This is a genomic window from Desulfobacterales bacterium (assembly GCA_030066985.1).
Classification (GTDB): domain Bacteria; phylum Desulfobacterota; class Desulfobacteria; order Desulfobacterales; family JAHEIW01; genus JAHEIW01.
Map to the genome: position 1 here is coordinate 20924 of JASJAN010000004.1, position 17732 is coordinate 38655.

A 17732-nucleotide genomic window follows, 5' to 3' on the forward strand; every position below is an offset into this window, starting at 1 on the left:
TCCAATCGCTTATCTTTTTTGATGGCCCCTCTCTTCTACGCTCACAATCACCTCAATTTTATCTGTAGAACCTTGGAATTGACGATATATTTATTTTTAAAGCTATGCTGATGAGGAAGAAATTGCCGCTCGGGCGACTTTTTCCTTTATATTTGGTGTCAAAAGACACAAATTTGCCTACTTCGATCCCAAAATCAACCTCTCTCCATTTTAACTATTTGTAATTATTATTATTATTAACTTGGCCGAATTTGGCACAATGCCTGCAGAGCTGTTTTCAGACAATTTCTTTCCAAATAAAAATAGATAAATAAGCAATATTTTCAATAGATTAAAAAAATTAAGGGCCCTGCTGGTCGACGAAGATGAGTTCATCCGCGATGCACTCAAAATTGTTTTTGTCGCCAAAGGTTGCCCGCTTTAGGTCGCTGAATCTGTTGAAGATGGTCTTCAGCACAGTTTTTGATTACCGCCTATCGCGATGATCACATTCGGTCTGAAGCCCTACAAATCGGAATTCGGGGGTTTATCGCAAAACCCTTTTCAGTCAAAAAGCTCGTCAAACAACTGGACCTGGTCGTCAAAAACCAGGCGAAACATGACGCTGCGGTGGACTGCAGGACCGCATAGAAGGCTCCCGAAACAAATGATGACACTTACACGTACAAAAAAGAAAACTCATATACAGGGGCGGGGAGTGGGTAAGTTTGCATGCTTTTTTTTACTGATGGTAATCTGCACCGGACTCACAGCCGTACAGCCAGCCGAGGCTGCTTTTCCAGTTGTCCAGGCCATAAATACATCATCTGAACCTATCAATACAGCAAATCATACCGTTAATCTGCCCAGCAGTATCAGCTCAGGTGACCTCCTCATTGTTTTCTTTTCATGCGATGCCAATGAAACCGTAACCTGGCCTGGTGGTTGGACTTCCATTTTTCATCAAACGAATTCAAATACCCTCGATATCGGATATAAAATTGCTGACGGGGCAGAGGGTGCTGCAGTTACGGTTCTTACAGGCACTAATGAAAAATCGGCTCATCTTTCTTATCGAATAACCGGACATGATAGCGCACAGGCACCGCAAGCCTCAACCGGAGCAACCAGTACCAGCACCTCCCCCAATCCGGATTCACTGACACCGACCGGTGGGGCCAAAGATTATTTATGGATCGCCGTTGAAGGCAATGATGACGGTCGGGATTCGCCCAGCGTATACCCCAGTAGCTATACAAACGGGCAGACTAGTGCTCAGGGTTCTAGAGGTGGTGCCAATGTCGCGGTTGCTAGACGGGAGCTCAATGCTGCGAGCGAAGACCCTGGAGCATTCACCATTCCCAGTGAAGAATGGGTTGCCTGTACGGTTGCGGTTCATCCGATACTTATCCCCGACCTTAGCTGGACCACAGGGTCAGCCGACTTTAAAATATATCAGTCCTCAAACCTCACCTGGGATTCAGGAACTTTAGTGTGCTCCGGAAGTCTTAGCGATACGAACGGCGATACCATAGACTGTAATTCGGGAACCATTGCCAACTCCACCCAATACCGGGTGCAATTGGTATTGGATAATACCGGAACTGCAGATGCCACCATGGCATCTGGTGACTACGTGGATCACGTGGCGGTCAAAGGCGGCTGGGCCGGGACCTCACCCACCCTGGGCAATTGTGCATTTAATGATCTGGACAGCGATAATACTTCAACCACCTGTAGTGCGGCCTGGAATGCCACCAACAACGTGCGCATCACCAACACCGGCACCGAAGTCAAAATCGCCTATGCCGGCACCAACAATGCCGAAGGCTTTATGTATCTGATCACCACCGACAACGATGTGCCCGCCGCCCATACGGGCAGCTACATGAACGCCTCCATCGACACTATCACCGAGGATTCCAGTAAAATCAGCATCAGCGGGCCATCCAACCCTGCGCCCACCTGGGCCACGGGTTCAGCCGATTTTAAAATATACCAATCCTCAAACCTTACCTGGGATTCGGGGACCCTGGTGTGTTCCGGAACCCTTAACGACAATAACGCATCCACGATTGACTGTGATTCGGGTACGCTTGCCAACTCCACCCAATACCGGGTGCAGGTGGTCCTGGAAAATATCGGAACTGCCGATACCGAGATGTCCGGATCGGGTGAATACGTGGATCACGTGGCGGTCAAAGGCGGCTGGGCCGGGACCTCGCCTACTTTGGGCAATTGTGCGTTTAACGATCTGGACAGCGACAATGGTTCTACAACCTGCAGCGCGGCCTGGAACGCCACCAACAATGTGCGCATCACCAACACCGGTGGCGGCACCGTGAAAATCGCCTATGCAGCAACCAACAACGCCGAAGGGTTTATGTATCTGATTACCACCGACAGCGATGTGCCCGTTGGTGATTCGGGCAGCTATATGAACACTTCCATCGACAGTGTTACCCAGGATTCCAGCAAAATCAACATCAACGGTCCCCTGTCTGACCTCAGCTGGTCCATAGGTTCCCCTGAATTTATGATATATGAGTCCTCGAGCCTCACCTGGGATGCAGGGACCCTGGTGTGCGGCGGCATCCTTACCGATACCAACGGCGACACCATCGACTGCAAGCCCTTTACAATTGCAGACTCTACCCAATACCGGGTGCAGGTGGTCTTAGAAAATAACGGCGTTAATGATGCCAGGATGGCTGCCAGTGATTATATGGATCACGTGGCGGTCAAGGGCGGCTGGGCCGGGACCTCGCCCACTTTGGGCAACTGCGCTTTTTATGATCTGGACAGCGATAATACCTCTGCCACCTGCAGCGCGTCCATGAACGGCAATGATGTGCGCATCACCAATACCGGCACCGAGGTAAAGATCGCCTATGCCGATACCAACAATGCCGAAGGGTTTATGTATCTGATCACCACCGACAGTGATGTGCCCACATCAGATACCACCGGCTACATGAACGCCTCCATCGACACCGTCACCGAGGATTCCAGTAAAATAAGATTTAGCGGGCCCTCTCCAACTGTTCAGGACACAGCCAATTCTGCTCAAACCAGCAATACAGACACGCATACTGTTAGTTTGCCTTCAAATATCAGTGCTGGAGATCTCCTCATTGTTTTCTTTGCAGTCGATGCCAATCCAACGATTACCTGGCCTACAGCTGACGGTTGGGGTGTCATTTTTAGTCAAGCCAATGGAAACGTTAATAAACTCGAAATTGGATATAAAATTGCGGATGGGACAGAAGGTGCTTCAATTACGATTACCACAGACAGTACCCAAAATTCGGCGCATATCGCTAATCGCATAACCGGGCATGATCTATATGGGGCTCCGGAAGTTTCAAGCGGAGCAACCGGCAACAGTACCGCTCCCAATCCGGATTCACTGACACCCACTGGCGGTGCCAAAGATTACTTGTGGTTCGCCGTTGAAGGCAACGATGACGGCCGGGATCCGGCCAGCGCATACCCCGGCAGTTACACGGGCGGTCAGACAATGGCTAGTGGCGGGTCTGGCGGCACTAACGTCGCGGTTGCCAGGCGGGAGCTTAATGCTGTAAGCGAAGACCCGGGCACCTTCACCATTCCCAGTGAAACATGGGTCGCTTGCACAGTTGCCGTTCATCCAAGTACCGCGCCCACGGCTGTGGATCTGCTGTCTTTCAGCGCAAAAGGTGACGGCGCAGCAGTAAATGTGGAATGGCAGACCGCCAGCGAGACCGACAACCTGGGTTTTCACCTGTATCGCGCTACATCACCTTCCAGCCCCTATGAGCGGCTGACCGATAAGCTGATCTCCGCCACCGTCACCCCGGGCAAAGGCGGCACCTACAGCTACCTGGATACCGACGTTGCCGTCGGCACCCTGTATTATTACAAGCTGGAAGACATCGATGCGTATGGCAAGCACACCGAACACGGGCCCATCAGTGTCGACTGGGATGCGGACGGTATGCCCGATGACTGGGAGATCACCCACGGGCTCAACCCCTGGATCAACGATGCCGACCTGGACTATGACGGCGATGGGCTCTCCAATTTAGAAGAATACGAATACGACCTAGATCCGTTTAATGCGGATACCGATGGCGACGGCATCCCGGACGGCCAAGAAGACGGCCGTCTGCCCGCCAGAGAAGATCGCGGATCGCGCAGCATCGGCCCCGGTGTTGAAGTGCTGGCTGCTGATAGCAGCGGCATGACCCTGGTGCTCAATACCAGCGGCTTTGAAGCCGAAGTGGTCAACGCCAATAGCCAGGAATACGAGCAGCTGGCAGTTGCCGACTATGTGCACGGCTATACCGGCCAGGTGGGCGCTCCCCAGCTGCCGCTCAAAGGCCTGCTGATCGATGTGCCCGCTGGCAAAGCCGCTGAGCTGACCGTCATCAACAGTCAGGTTGAGCCCTACAGCGGCTACCGCATCTATCCGGTGCCTGAAACCGTTTTAGATGCTGCCGGCGGCATGGCGGCTGTGGGCAGCGCCTTTTACCAGGATGACCTGGCCTACAGCAGCGATGGGATTTACCCGGCTGCCATCGCAGCCCTGGGTGACAGTTATATCTTCCGTGATCAGCACAAGCAACAGGTCATTTTTTATCCGATCGGCTTTAACCCGGCCTCCGGCCAGCTGCTTTTGAATCGCAGAATCGAGCTGCGCATCGACTTTGTCGATGGCCTCTATGCGCAAGAGATTCCCACCGAGCAGATGCCCTGGCAGGTGCCTGATGGCAACCCCGGGGTGCTCTCACCGATTGCGCTGGGTCTGGCCGCAGCCCCGGCGCTGGTCAATCCCGCCAGCCCGCTGCTCTCAGCGCTGGGCGCAGCCATTACCGCCTGGTGGAGCCCGCCGGATGTGGCCGATAGGGATGTCTATAAAATCATCACCGACACAGAAGGCATTTACCGCATCTCCAAAGACTGGCTGGAAAGCTACGGGGTGGATACCACCACCATCAGCCTCAGTGCACTGCGGTTGTACCATCTGGGCGCAGAAGTGGCCATCGAGGTCTATGATCAAAACAGCGACGATCAAATGGATGCGGCCGACACCATCCACTTTTATGCCGCCCCCATCAGCCCGGTCTATACCAAATACAGCGATCAAAATGTCTACTGGCTCACCCTGTCGGGTGGCAGCGGTGCCCCGCTGCGCATGGCCACCATTGACGGCGACCGGCGCCGCGGCCGGCTGGCAGATGATTTTGCCGACACCGTCCATCATGAAAAAAACCAGGTCATCTGGCTAAGGGCACCGGGTGAAGATGACATCGAGCGCTGGTTTTTTAACACCTACGTGCAGGGCACCGAGCACAGTGGCGGCGGGCAGCCCAAATCCTTTACCATCAACGTGCCCGATCCGACCAGCAACGGCACTTTGACCATTTTAATGGCCGGTCAGACCAACACCAATCATGTGGTCGCTGTGGCCATCAACGGGGTGGAGCAGAGCTTTAGCTGGTCGGGGATCAGCTATTATGAGGCGATTGTTGAAGATGTGCCCCTGATGGATGGCGATAACACCGTCACCCTTCAGTGTTTGAGTGCCGATGGCAACGACTCCATTATCGTTGACTGGTTTAAGGTCAACTACTGGCGCAACTATGTGGCCCAGGGCGACACATTAACGTTTTCACCCGAAAGCGGCAGCCGTTACCGCATTGACGGTTTTAGCAGCGATACGGTGCTGGTCTATGACATCAGCGACCCGGTCGATGTCGCCAAAATCGAAAACGCCCAGATCAGCGGCAGCAACCCCTATTCAGTGGAGTTTCGACCCGACAAAGGCGGTGACACCTATTTGGCGCTCACGGCTGACACTGCCCAGATCCCCGTAGAGCTGATCCAGGATAGGGCGTCAAACCTGGCCGATAACGCCAACAGCGCCGACTATATTCTGATCACCCACGGTGAAGTGGGTTGGGATGCCAATGGGGATCAGCTCGCCTGGTTAACCGATCTGATCGCTCATCGTGAAGACCAGGGCTTGCGTGTTTTTGTGGCTGATATTGAAGACATTTATGATGAGTTTAGCTTTGGTATTCAAAGCCCCCGGGCGGTCAAAGACTTTTTGGCCTATGCCTACAGCAACTGGACAGCCCCAGCCGCGCAACATGTGGTGCTGGTGGGCGATGCCACCTATGACCCCAAAGATAACTGGAACATGGGTGATGCCACCGCCTATCTGCCCACCCATATGATCTACACTGGCCTCAAGGGCGAGACGGTCACCGATCATTGGTTTGTGACCTTCAGCGGCAAGGATGCGATGGCCGATATGCACATTGGCCGCCTGCCGGCCGCCAATGAAGCTCAGGCAGCGGTGATGGTGGCCAAGATTATTGCCTATGAAAATGCCACCACCCCTGAAAGCTGGCAAAACAACATGCTACTGGTGGCCGACAACCAAAGAGAGGGGTCAGAGTATGCCTATGAAGTCGCCTTTGAAACCATCAACGAAGATGCCGCGGCGCTGATTCCTGAGGCCATGGCCGATCCGTTCAGATTCTATCTGAATGATTATACGGCCACCGCCTACTTAACCGATGACATTATTGACGCCATCAATGACGGGGTGCTGATGGTCAACTATGCCGGCCACGGCGCCACCCAGATTTTGGCTGAAGAGCACATCTTTGATGCCGGTGATGTCTCGGCACTGAACAACAGCGACCGGCTGCCTTTTTTTGTCTCCATGGCCTGTGAGACCGGCTTTTTCGCCTACCCGGAAAACTGGTTTTACCCCTCACTGGCCGAAGCCCTGCTGCGCTCGCAAAACGGTGCGGTGGCCGCGTTTATGTCCACCGGCATGACCGCTGTCGAAGGCCAGCAAATCCTGGATGCCGCCCTTTTTGAGGCCATCTTTACCAAAGACATCCGCCACATAGGGCCGGTCATTGCACATGCCAAACAAACCCTTTTGGCCAATGGGGAAAGCGGCTTTACGGAGATCAGTGACACCTTTTTGCTGTTTGGTGATCCGGCCACCAAACTGAAGATCCCCTTGCCGCATATGCCCGCCGGGGTCAATGCCACCACCAAACCCAAAGGGGTCGCCATCAGCTGGCAGCCATCGTCTGACAGCAACCAGGAGCCGGTGGCGGGCTACAACGTCTACCGCGCCGATTCTGCCAGCGGTCCCTACAGCAAAATCAATATCGGGCTGGTCACAGACAGCGCTTATGTGGATACTGGTAGTAGTATCGCCGCGGCCTCAGGTAATGTCGTCAGCGGCAGCAGCTATTATAAGGTCAGCGCCGTCACTGACAGTGGTTTTGAAAGTATACAGTCCCTAGCCGTTAAACCCGCATCAGCCGGCGGCTCATCAAGTGGCGGCGGTGGTGGTGGGTGTTTTATATCTTCGGCTACGAGCACCGTAACGGTGAAAGTATCGTGGATGGTGTTAATAGTGATCGGGGCTGTTGTCATCTTTGGTGTCAGGTTTCAGGAAAAAAAGAAGGACTGAGCGTTGAGGACTGCGGACTGAGCATGTTGCCAAAAGCAAAAAGCCAAGCGCCAGAGGCCAGTAGCCAGAAGCACAAAGGTAATAGCTGATCTACCTGTTCTTAGCACTAACCTTTGACCCCAGAACCCTTGAACCTTTGAACCCTGAACCTTTGAACCCTGAACCTTTGAACCTTAAATATGGACCCATTTGAAGAACTGAAAAAAGCGAAGACCCTGCTGGTCGATGACGATGAGTTTATTCGCAACTCCGTTGATCTGGCCTTTCGAACCCGTGGCTGTGAGCTGCATGTGGTCGAAAATGCTGAAGACGGCCTTCAGGCCGTGAAAGACCGGCAGTTTAATATCATCATCAGTGATTTGCGCTTGCCCGGTATCAACGGTTTGGATTTTTTAAAACTGACCTCCGTCACCCACCCCAAAGCGATTCGGTTTCTGATCACCGCCTACCGCGACGACCGCTTTGTTTCCGAAGCCATTCGCAGCGGCATTCATCAACTTATAGATAAACCTTTCACTATTAACGTTCTTGTCAGCATGCTGGCTGTTGAATTGAAACGCCAATCCAAAGACAATTCCAATTAACACCCATTAAATTGCCAGCATTACACATGTAGCGCCCGCCAGATATTCCTTATTCTACTGCCCCTGTTCAACTTTTTTTGTTGTTTTACCGTGCGCCCTGCGCCTTTGGCCGTAGGCTTTAATCGCATATTGACAATGTGGTGTTGAAAAAGTACAAGATACTTAAATAATGATAGATTTTAATTTACTTAGCGCCTGCAGGTTGCACGCGCCCTCCAGAGGCGGTCAAGTCGGAGGCATTTATTAATTATTGAAATCAATATATTGTTTATTTAGATAATATGCTTAGAGTGATACCAAAACATCGTGTCTAACTTAGCATTCGATTTCATATAAAATTCAGGGATTAAAGGAGTAGACAATGGAGATTCAAAACAAAGTGGAGAACGGCGTGTTAATCGTTAGCATTGACGGCCGCCTTGACGCTGCAAATGCACCAGTTGCCGAAGATGAAATCAAAAAAGCGTTGGGAGAAGAACAAAACCGGTTGCTTTTTGACTTAAGCGAACTGGAGTACCTCAGCAGTGGTGGGTTGCGTGTTATCCTGGGGGCCGCCAAGGAAATCCGGCGCAGAGAAGGCAAAGTAGCACTTGCCGCCCTCAAAGAATACGTTTATGAAATTTTTGAGATCAGTGGGTTTAACGCCATGATTCCTATCAAAGATACCCTTGATGAAGGCATGACGGAAGTATCATCATAGCAAAGTGTTTTAGGAATTGGTTACAAAAGCTTTGCAGTATACGTTGTTGCAATTGAATTCTTTAGACAACGTAATGCCACTGGCTCCTAGCCACTGGCAAATGATTCGCTGCCTCCTGCCAGCCTGCGACGAGCCGTTCGGCCCTGAGCTCACGGCCGAGGGGCTCAGCCGAGTCGAAGCAAGAAGCGAGAAGCCAGGAGCAACAAAAGTTGACACCTGACACCTAAAGTAAAACCGGCCAGGTTATTTATAATCGGGGCGCATAAATGATGACCGAAGATAAAAATGCAGAAGAAGCCATCTTGCTGGTGGACGACAACCCCACCAATCTTCAGCTGCTGTTTGAAACCCTTGATGGCCGCGGCTATAAACTGCTGATTGCCAAGGACGGCAAATCAGCCCTGTCCATCGCCGGCAAAGCCCAGCCGAATCTGATATTGCTGGACATTATGATGCCGGAAATCGATGGCTATGAAGTCTGCCGCCAGTTAAAAGCCAATCCGGCCACTGCAGAGATACCCGTTATTTTTCTTTCAGCGCTGACCGAAACCAAGGACAAGGTGCAGGGGCTGGACCTGGGGGCAGTGGATTATGTGACCAAGCCGTTTCAGCCGGATGAAGTCATCGCCCGCGTCAACACTCACCTTACGATATACCGGCTTAACAAAAAGCTTCAGGAAGCCAACGATCTACTGGAAGAACGTGTCAAAAAGCGAACAACTCAGTTGGAAGAGCTCAATCGTGCCTATCAGCGTTTTGTTCCCCGGGAGTTTTTAAACCTGCTGATGAAGGAAAGTATCTTAGACGTTATCCTGGGAGATCAAACCGCCCAGCAGATGACCGTGTTGTTTTCGGACATCCGGGGCTGGACCACCCTTTCAGAAGACATGACCGCCCAAGAGAGTTTTAACTTTATCAATGCTTTTTTAAATCGGATCAGCCCGGTCATAACTGCCCACCAGGGATTTATCGACAATTTCCAGGGTGACGGCATGCTGGCGCTGTTCCCGGATTCAGCGGATGACGGTGTTCAGGCGGCGATTGCCATGCATGCAGCCGTTGCAGAATACAACAACGACCGCCAGAAAAAAGGTTATCAGCCCATCGGCATAGGCGTCGGGCTGCATATTGGTGATTTGATGCTGGGTATCATCGGCCACGCAGAGCGCATGCAGGGCACCGTTGTGGCCGATGCGGTCAATCTGGCCTCGCGCCTGGAAGGATTAACCCGCGTATATGGATCTTCGATCAGCATCAGTGAGCCCACCCTCAAACAGTTAATAGATCCAGACAAATATAAACATCGTTTTGTCGACAAAGTTCAGGTTAAAGGCAAAAAAGACCCGGTCTCGGTGCATGAGGTCTTTGACGGTGACCCACCCGCCACCATTGAGCTAAAAGAGCAGACCAAAGACGATTTTGAACAGGGGCTTTGTCTGTATTATGACCGCAAATTCTCCGAGGCCAGCGTCAAGTTTAACCAGGTTTTGGAGAAACACCCCGAGGATCGCGCCGCCCGCATTTATCTGAAACGCTCCGCCAACTATATGGTCAACGGGGTGCCGGAGGATTGGACGGGGGTGGAGGTCTTAACGCAGAAGTAATTTAAGTTGAGCGTTTCAAATTTAAAAATTGAGATAAATCTTTGTTATGAGGAATTCTATCCATCCTTATATTTTTAAATTTGAAAACCTTCGGGATTGCCGATCTTACTCCGCCTCAGGCGGATTAGATGCTATTCCGCATAGAAAACTATAGCGGAACAACATCTGCCGTGTAGCTTTGGGCTTCGCTTTCAGCTCTGCCCTAACAGGGCGGCAATCCTCCTAAGGCGGATCTTTGACCTCGACAATCGCTCAACTTAAATAAAAGCTATCTTAAAACCCCTGTGAAGCCATTGCCCGTTTGCCGGTTTAAAAAATAAGATTCGATCCTAGTCCTTTTCCAACGGGCGCAACCGGCAAACCTCTTTTAGGAAAACACCATGAAGCTTAAACACAAATTACTGCTATTGTACGCCGGAGCGGCGTTGTTTATCATGCTGGTCATCGGCAGCTTTCTGGCAACGGCACTAAAAGATATTACCATTGACCGCATCACCAGGAATTATCAACAACAGCTGAAACACATTGATTTCGGGCTGACCCGTTTAATCAAGGGCATGGAGCATGATCTGGAAGCGATTGCACAAAATGAATTCGTGCGCTCCCGCCAAGATCAAAATTTTACTTCTTTTCTGGAAGCGGACGAAAAAACCTTTGAGTACGACTACGGGGATATAGAGCAGCGCATCATTTCGATCTTAAACGGCTATCGCACGACCCATCCCTATGTCCATTCGGTCTATATGGGCCGTGAAAACGGCAGCTTTGTCCGCTCTCACCCACGCGCCCGGCCCACCCGCTATGATCCTCGTGTCCGGCCCTGGTATAAACTGGCCAAAGAAAATCCCGGTACGGTTGTGCGCACACCGCCGTTTCGCTCGGTCACCAGTCCCGATATCAGCATTGGATTCGTCAAAGCCCTGGTTGATGACGCGGACGAATTTTACGGGGTTGTGGGCACTTCAATCACATTAAATGAGCTGACTCAGTATATATCCAATATCAAGCTGGATTATAACGGCTACGTGGCGCTGGCGGATGAAAAAGGAACTGTTCTGGCTACCCCCAAACAAGCGCTTCTTTTTACTGACCTAAAAAAGACCGACCCCCAGCTTTTTGAAAATCTGTATACCAATATCGATGGACTAGCGGTTTTCGAGAGGGATGGGCAGGAGCTGTATGCATTTTATTATACCTCGCCTTTGATGGAATGGAAGATGGCCGCCATTGTGCCGGTTACCGAAATCAACAAGGTGATTTGGATATTTGTTTTAAAAATCCTGGCAGCATTATTTGTTTCGCTTTTGCTGCTCAGTATCCTGACAATGATGGGTCTGCAGCATTTTGTGATCAAGCCCTTAAAGCTGCTCAACGATGGGACCGACCACATCAAACAGACCGGTGAGCTCGATTACCGGATTGGCATAAAATCCAATGACGAACTCGGTAGTCTGGGTCAGTCGTTTAATGAAATGATTGGTTCCATAGACCAGGCCGAATCCGCGTTGAAGAAATCGGAAGCCGAACTTAAAAAACACCGCGATCACCTCGAAGACCTGGTTGAAGAGCGCACAGCCGAATTACAAGAAAAGCAGGATGCCCTGCGCAAGCAAAAAGATTTTATCGAGACCGTCATCGATAGCATCCCGGATTCCATTTCGATCATCGAAATCGACAGCGGCCGCATTGTCGACGCCAACGAAGCGTTTATCGCAGAAGTTGGAAAGCCACGGGACCAGGTTGTCGGTCAGTTGTGTTATGAGCTCACCCACAGCCTTTCAGAAATGTGTGCCCCGCCCCATCACACATGCCCCATGCTCAAAACCAAAGAGACCGGCCAGAAATGCACCGTGGAACACACTCACCAGCATGCCGACGGCCATGAAGTCATTGTGGAAGTTTCCACTTTTCCGATTAAAGATGAGGCCGGCATCTTTAGCCAGGTGGTCCATGTCGCCCACGACATCACCGAGCGCAAGCAAGCCGAAAGAACGCTGAAAGAAAGCGAAGAGCGAAATCGCATGCTTCTAGAGCGGCTACCGGAATCAGTTGTTGTTTATGACATGGAGGGTCGGACCATTTTTGTTAACTCAGCTTTTGAAAAAACGTTTGGATGGTCGCGTGATGCGGTATTGGGCAAGAAAATCGATTTTGTGCCGCCCGAACTGGTAGCCGAAACCCAGGCGGCAGTTAAAAAATTGCTGGCCGATGGAGAAGAGTCGGTGTTTTTTGAAACCAAACGACTGACAAAAAACGGCGACACCCTGGATGTGCAGATCAATACCGCACCTTTTCATGACTCCGCCGGTCGAAAAGTGGGCAATATCGTCATCTTAAACGATATCACCGAACGCAAAAAAGCAGAGGAAGCCATCAAAAATTCCGAACAGCGCCTATCCCAGATTATCAACTTTTTGCCGGATCCAACCATGGTGATTGATAACGATGGGACGGTAGTCACCTGGAACCAGGCCATGGAGAATCTGAGTGGCGCAAAAACAGATGACATGGTGGGCAAGGGAAATTACGAATATGCCCTTCCCTTTTACGGTGAAAGACGGCCGCTTTTGATCGATTTAGCTAAAGACTGGGATGAAGAATACGAAAAAAAATACCTGTCTGTTGAAAAGGTTGGGGAAAAACTTATTGGGGAATCCTATCACTCCAATTTGGGCGGCAAAGAAACATACCTACACGCCACGGCAGGATTAATCTATGACACTGCCGGTGAGGTGGCCGGTGCCATCGAGTCAGTGCGCGATATCACCGAAAAAAAGAAAGCCGACGACATCATCCGCGAAAATGAGGAGCGGTTGAGCAACATCCTTAAAACCACCAGTGAAGGCTTCTGGCTGATCGACACCGAGGACATCACCCTGGATATCAACGAAGCCATGTGCGAGATCCTGCAGCGACCGCGCGAAGAAGTTGTCGGCAGCAGTATCAGTCAGTACCTGGATGAGGAAAACGTCAAAACCGTTCACCGCCAGGAAGTCAAACGCGGCGAGGACGAAAAAGGTCTTTATGAAGTTTCAATAAATCGAGCGGATGGTAGCATTGTTCCCTGCCTGGTCAACGCCGCGCCGCTTTTTGATGCCGACGGTAATAAAATCGGCTCCTTTGGCATGTTTACCGACATTACTGAACGCAAGCAAATGGAGGATGAACTCATCGATGCCAAACACACCGCGATCGAGGCCAACAAGGCCAAAGGTGATTTTTTGGCCAATATGAGCCATGAGATTCGCACGCCCATGAATGCGGTCATTGGCATGACCCACCTGGCCCTGAAAACCGAATTGACTTCCAAACAGCAGGATTATCTGCACAAGATCCGGTCATCGGCCAACTCCTTGCTGGGCATTATCAACGACATCCTGGACTTTTCCAAAATCGAAGCCGGCAAAATGGATATGGAGTCGGTGAATTTTACCCTGGATGATGTGCTCGATAACCTGGGCAATCTCATCAGTGTCAAAGCTCAGGAAAAAGAAGATCTCGAGGTGCTATTCGCCACCGACCAGAACGTGCCGCACTTTTTGGTGGGCGATCCCTTACGCCTGGGGCAGGTGTTGATAAATCTGGCCAATAATGCCGTTAAGTTTACCGACACAGGTGAAATTGTGGTGTCTACCAAACTACTCCATCAAACCGAGGAAAAAGTCACGTTGCAATTTTCGGTCAGTGATACCGGCATCGGACTGACCGAAGAACAGGCGGGCAAACTGTTTCAATCCTTCACCCAGGCCGATACTTCCACCACCCGTAAATATGGCGGCACCGGATTGGGCCTGACCATCAGCAAGCGGCTGGTGGAAATGATGGGCGGCGAAATCTGGGTGGAGAGCGAGCCCGGCCAGGGCAGTTCCTTTATTTTCACGGCCTCTTTTGGCCCCGGTCAGGAGGATATGAAAAAACGCTTTACGCCCACACGCGATTTGCGCGGTATGAAGGTCCTGGTCGTCGATGATAATCCGACCTCCCGGGAGATATTACGGGATATGCTGGAATCATTTTCGTTTGAAGTTGCTCTGGCTGCGTCCGGCCAGGAAGGCATTGACGAAATTGAAAAGGCCGACAAAAATCAACCCTTTGAAATGGTCATCATGGACTGGAAAATGCCGGGTATGGACGGCATTGAGGCCTCACGGCGAATCAAGGAAAACAGCCGACTCAGCCATGTTCCCAATATTGTTATGGTCACCGCCTACGGACGGGAAGAAGTATTGCAAAAATCGCAAAAAATCGGCCTGGATGGTTTTTTACTTAAGCCGGTCAAACCGTCGGTGCTTTTTGACACGGTCATGCAGGCCTGTGGCGAGGACGTATCCGCAGCATCCCCGCTGGACCGCCAACAAGACGACGCTGCGGCCTTCGAACAAATCCGCGGCGCCAGAATCCTGCTGGCCGAAGACAACGAAATCAACCAGCAGGTGGCCAAAGAAATCCTGGAAGGCGCCGGCCTGATCGTCAGTCTGGCAGATGACGGGCAGCAAGCAGTCAATATGCTCAAAGAAAATTCGTATGATGTCGTTTTGATGGACATCCAGATGCCGGTCATGGATGGGTACGCGGCTACGAAAGCAATTCGCAAAGATGACCGCTTTAAAGAATTACCGATTATCGCCATGACGGCCCATGCCATGGCCGGTGATGAAGAAAAAAGCCTGCAGGCCGGCATGAACGGGCATGTCACCAAACCGATCGATCCGGATCAGTTGTTTGGTGCCTTGCAAAAATGGATCAAGCCGCCAGATGAGCGCGCACCGACTGAGCCCACGACAGAGGCCGCTCCCAGCGCTGCAGCAGGTGAACCCAAACCGGATGCGCCAGAACTTCCCGATACCTTGCCGGGTTTTGAGCTGGCCGAAGGGCTCAACCGGCTGCAGGGCAATCAAAAGCTTTACCGCAAACTGCTGCTGGATTTTGGTGTCAAATACACCACCGTAGCGGCCGAAATTAAAGAAGCCGTCACAGCCGGTGATTTTGACGCGGCCCATGGCCTGGTTCACAACATCAAGGGGCTGGCCGGCAACCTGGCAGCCACAAAGCTTCAGGCCGCCGCCGCGAATTTTGAAAAACTGATCAAAGGGGATCCCAAACCGTCACCTTCTCAACAGCAGCTTGACGGAAAATTCAGCATCCTGGAAGCGGCCATTAATCGCGCCCTGCAGGCCGTGCAATCCCTGGGCCCCGCTCCTGAGCAAGCTCCCGCAACGCCCTCCAAAGACGCTATGGCAGCCATTACCCCGCAACTGGCAAAGGAAGCGGCCGATTTACTCAAGGAACCCGTTGAGATGGGAGATGTCACCCAGATTAAAACCATTGCGGAGGCGTTAAAATTAAAATCCAGCGCATTTGAAGCATTCAGCGCCCAATGCATTCAACTGGCCGATGATTTTGATTTCGAGGGAATCGCGAAGCTGGTTGCAAAATTGGAAAAATAGGTGGGATCGGTTAACCCGTTGAGCCCGTTGAGCCCATATCATGTATTCGCAAGCGTATTATAAAAAAATTATGTGCCACGAATTTGTCAAGTCAATGTTTAGGAAGGCATGATAAGATAAGGTGGGATTCCGACTTTAACGCGCCTAACCGGCAAACGGGAAAACCGGCCAACCGTTATTGGCTATTCTACGATGGCCAATAACAACGCCTGATCATCATCCGCCGGACGGCCGTTGGCAAAATCGTTTACATCCTTCATAATTGCGGCAAGCAGTTCCTGGGGCTCAAGGTTTTCACCGGCTTCAAGCAGCCGCAGCAGCCGATCTTCCCCGTAGGTTTGCCCGTCCGTATTAAACCGTTCGGTAATCCCGTCGGTATACATCAGGATGCGATCACCTGGCTGCAGCTCAGCTTCAGTCACCGGCACTTGTTGGTAGGGATCTACTCCCATCGGGAATACCCCGCTGCAGGTATACTCGATCGCCTTTTTCTCAGCCGCCTGGTAGATCATCGGCGGCGGGTGCCCGGCCCGTGCAATCTTTAGGGTGCGGCTGCCGGCGTCGTAAACCACGTATAAAGCCGTGACAAAACTGGGGTCAGCAACCTTACACAAATGTTCATTCAGAAAATACAGCAGTTCACCGGGTTCGGCGGGCGGTTGCGGGTAGGAACGGAAAAGCGCGCAGGTCATGGCCATCATGACGGCTGCCGGTGCACTATGCCCCTCGGCATCGGCTACCAGAAAACCCCACTGGTCGTTTTCCATCTTGGCAATATCGTAATAGTCACCGCCGGCATACAGACTGGTTTCATAGTGAACGGCAAGCTTTAGACCCTCGATCTCGGGCAGATTCTTGGGCAGGAGCCGTCGTTGAACGTCGGAGGCGGCTTGCAGTTCATCTTCGAGGGCGTCTTTCTTTTCTTCGACTTCACGTTTGAGTCGATGAATGGTCATGTGGGTGTCCACCCGCGCGATAACTTCGTCGGGCTGAAACGGCTTGGAAACATAATCCACCGCGCCCAGTTGAAGGCCCTGGACCTTGTCTTTGGTATCGGTAAGAGCCGACAGAAAGATAACGGGTATATTGGCTGTGGCCGGGTCCGCTTTCAAGCGGCGGCAGACCTCAAAACCATCGATTCCGGGCATCATAATATCCAGCAGGATTAAATCCGGCGAAGCCTTTTGGGCAATGGACAAAGCGGTTTCACCGTTTTTGGCAACCAGAAGTTTACAACCGGTGGTCTCAAGGGTCTGGTAGAGAACTTGCAGATTGGTGGGGTTATCGTCTACAAGCAATAAAGATTCATTTTCTCTGTTATTTTCTGGCATCCGTAATTCCTTCAGCCGATCCTCTTAGATTGCATTTCAAGGGATTGATATAAAAAGGTAGGGGGTTAAGTGACTTCTTCAATACCCGCTTCAACAGAATCGGTAATGGGTATAATAGCGCCGAATCCGCTGACCTCAAAAACTTCCTTTACATACGCATTAAGCGCACAAAGCACAAATTTGCCCTCTTTGCGTTTTATTTCTTTGGCTGCACCTAAAACGACCCGCAAACCGGCACTGCTCAAATATTCAAGATCTGCAAAATCAAAAAGAAGCCGATTATATTCACCTTCCAGAATGCTTTTTACGACCTGTTCAGCTTCCATCGCTGACGACCCATCCAAACGCCCTTTAAAGGCCAAAAAAACAATTCCGTTTTCCTCTTTTTGACTGATCTCCATTACCAACCCCTTTTTAAATTGAATCAGGCACCATTGTGCAGCAGCAAAAGCCTTAATTTTGCAAGCGTCGGTGGCTTCCATCGGGTGAAAATTAATGAGATATACTGGTTTTCATCCATTTTACAAGCAGGTCGTTTGTTGGACCTCTATAACTTGCATGGCCTAAGGCCCATAATGGTTATCACATCTTCTCATTAATT

7 protein-coding genes are annotated in these 17732 nt (G+C 51.2%); 5 read left to right on the forward strand and 2 right to left on the reverse strand.

Features of this window, described 5'->3' with window-relative positions; translation table 11 throughout:
- The first annotated feature begins 697 nt into the window (after positions 1-697).
- The 5 genes from QNJ26_02990 to QNJ26_03010 all read left to right on the forward strand — a co-directional run bounded on the left by QNJ26_02990 (position 698) and on the right by QNJ26_03010 (position 15800).
- Entirely contained in the window at positions 698-7465 is a 6768-nt protein-coding gene (locus QNJ26_02990; GenBank protein MDJ0984485.1) for a C25 family cysteine peptidase, read from the forward strand.
- Between the two features lie 179 nt (positions 7466-7644).
- On the forward strand, positions 7645-8049 hold the full coding sequence (locus QNJ26_02995; protein MDJ0984486.1) for a response regulator: 405 nt from the start codon (positions 7645-7647) through the stop codon (positions 8047-8049).
- 361 nt (positions 8050-8410) lie between these two features.
- On the forward strand, positions 8411-8749 hold the full coding sequence (locus QNJ26_03000; GenBank protein ID MDJ0984487.1) for an STAS domain-containing protein: 339 nt from the start codon (positions 8411-8413) through the stop codon (positions 8747-8749).
- Positions 8750-9015: 266 nt separating this feature from the next.
- Positions 9016-10353 carry a response regulator gene (locus QNJ26_03005; GenBank protein MDJ0984488.1) on the forward strand — a complete coding sequence of 446 codons (1338 nt, stop codon included), beginning with the start codon at positions 9016-9018 and terminating at the stop codon, positions 10351-10353.
- 380 nt (positions 10354-10733) lie between these two features.
- Positions 10734-15800 carry a PAS domain S-box protein gene (locus QNJ26_03010; GenBank protein ID MDJ0984489.1) on the forward strand — a complete coding sequence of 1689 codons (5067 nt, stop codon included), beginning with the start codon at positions 10734-10736 and terminating at the stop codon, positions 15798-15800.
- Between the two features lie 182 nt (positions 15801-15982).
- Here QNJ26_03010 and QNJ26_03015 read toward each other — a convergent pair whose 3' ends face one another.
- Together QNJ26_03015 and QNJ26_03020 are read right to left on the reverse strand one after the other, a co-directional pair.
- On the reverse strand, positions 15983-17131 hold the full coding sequence (locus tag QNJ26_03015; protein MDJ0984490.1) for a SpoIIE family protein phosphatase: 1149 nt from the start codon (positions 17129-17131) through the stop codon (positions 15983-15985).
- Between the two features lie 65 nt (positions 17132-17196).
- On the reverse strand, positions 17197-17532 hold the full coding sequence (locus QNJ26_03020; GenBank protein MDJ0984491.1) for an STAS domain-containing protein: 336 nt from the start codon (positions 17530-17532) through the stop codon (positions 17197-17199).
- Positions 17533-17732: the final 200 nt, after the last annotated feature.

Coding starts and splice junctions, on each gene's coding strand:
- QNJ26_03015 (MDJ0984490.1), bottom strand. CDS start 17,131: ATGCCAGAAAATAACAGAGAAAATGAATCTTTATTGCTTGTAGACGAT.
- QNJ26_02995 (MDJ0984486.1), top strand. CDS start 7,645: ATGGACCCATTTGAAGAACTGAAAAAAGCGAAGACCCTGCTGGTCGAT.
- QNJ26_03010 (MDJ0984489.1), top strand. CDS start 10,734: ATGAAGCTTAAACACAAATTACTGCTATTGTACGCCGGAGCGGCGTTG.
- QNJ26_03005 (MDJ0984488.1), top strand. CDS start 9,016: ATGATGACCGAAGATAAAAATGCAGAAGAAGCCATCTTGCTGGTGGAC.
- QNJ26_03020 (MDJ0984491.1), bottom strand. CDS start 17,532: ATGGAGATCAGTCAAAAAGAGGAAAACGGAATTGTTTTTTTGGCCTTT.
- QNJ26_03000 (MDJ0984487.1), top strand. CDS start 8,411: ATGGAGATTCAAAACAAAGTGGAGAACGGCGTGTTAATCGTTAGCATT.